The 1,221-nt window shown below is 54.0% G+C and carries 1 protein-coding gene; it reads left to right on the top strand.

From position 1 onward, the window contains the following. Positions 1 to 71 precede the first annotated feature (71 nt). Positions 72 to 1,192 (top strand): IS3 family transposase gene (locus ACOTZC_RS22715; protein ID WP_248169916.1). Its coding sequence is split into 2 segments (ribosomal slippage): positions 72 to 330 and positions 330 to 1,192, totalling 1,122 coding nucleotides; the frame shifts between segments, so codons are not numbered across the junction. The last annotated feature ends 29 nt before the right edge of the window (positions 1,193 to 1,221 follow it).

The raw sequence follows: 1,221 nt of genomic DNA, 5'->3' as shown, positions 1-1,221 counted from the left end.
TGACCTGCTCCCCGTTGATTAATACACCGCGATGTTAGTAATGTCTTCATAAGCCACATGAGGACATCCCCATGAAGAAGCGTTTTTCCGACGAACAGATCATCAGTATCCTCCGCGAAGCTGAAGCCGGGGTTTCTGCCCGTGAGCTCTGCCGCAAGCACGCCATTTCCGATGCCACCTTTTATACATGGCGTAAGAAGTATGGCGGTATGGAGGTGCCCGAGGTTAAGCGCCTGAAGTCACTTGAGGAAGAGAACGCAAGACTCAAGAAGCTGCTTGCCGAAGCCATGCTGGACAAGGAGGCACTTCAGGTGGCTCTGGGGCGAAAGTACTGACGACAGACCAGAAGCGGGAAGCCGTTGAGTTTATGTGTGATGCGACCGGTCTGTCGCAACGTCGTGCCTGCCGGCTTACTGGTTTGTCCCTGTCGACCTGCCGCTATGAGGCTCAGCGTCCGGCGGCTGATGCGCATTTATCAGGGCGCATCACTGAGCTGGCACTGGAGCGAAGGCGTTTTGGCTACCGCCGCATCTGGCAGTTACTGCGGCGTGAAGGCCTTCATGTTAATCACAAGCGCGTGTACCGCCTTTATCATCTGAGAGGGCTGGGCGTAAAACGCAGACGACGTCGTAAAGGGCTGGCAATAGAACGTCTGCCGCTGCTCCGCCCGGCGGCGCCCAACCTGACCTGGTCGATGGATTTTGTCATGGACGCGCTCGCCACCGGTCGCAGGATCAAGTGCCTGACCTGTGTGGACGACTTCACGAAGGAGTGCCTGACAATTACCATCGCATTCGGGATTTCAGGCGTTCAGGTCACGCGTATTCTGGACAGCATTGCACTGTTTCGAGGCTATCCGGCGACGATAAGAACTGACCAGGGGCCGGAGTTCACCTGCCGCGCACTGGATCAATGGGCCTTTGAGCATGGTGTTGAGTTGCGCTTAATCCAGCCGGGCAAGCCAACGCAGAACGGATTTATTGAGAGCTTTAACGGACGATTTCGCGATGAATGTCTGAATGAGCACTGGTTCAGCGATATCGTTCACACCAGGAAAGTTATTAATGACTGGCGGCAGGATTATAACGAGTGTCGTCCACATTCAGCATTGAATTATCAGACGCCATCAGAGTTTGCAGCACGGTGGCGAAATGAAAAATGTGAAGGTAAACAAACCGACATTACTAACTGATAGTTGTATCTAACACTGGGGGCAGGTCA

This window comes from Enterobacter cloacae complex sp. SHL009 (assembly GCF_049237205.1).
Classification (GTDB): domain Bacteria; phylum Pseudomonadota; class Gammaproteobacteria; order Enterobacterales; family Enterobacteriaceae; genus Enterobacter; species Enterobacter cloacae_M.
This window is presented reverse-complemented; position numbering and strand designations above follow the sequence as displayed.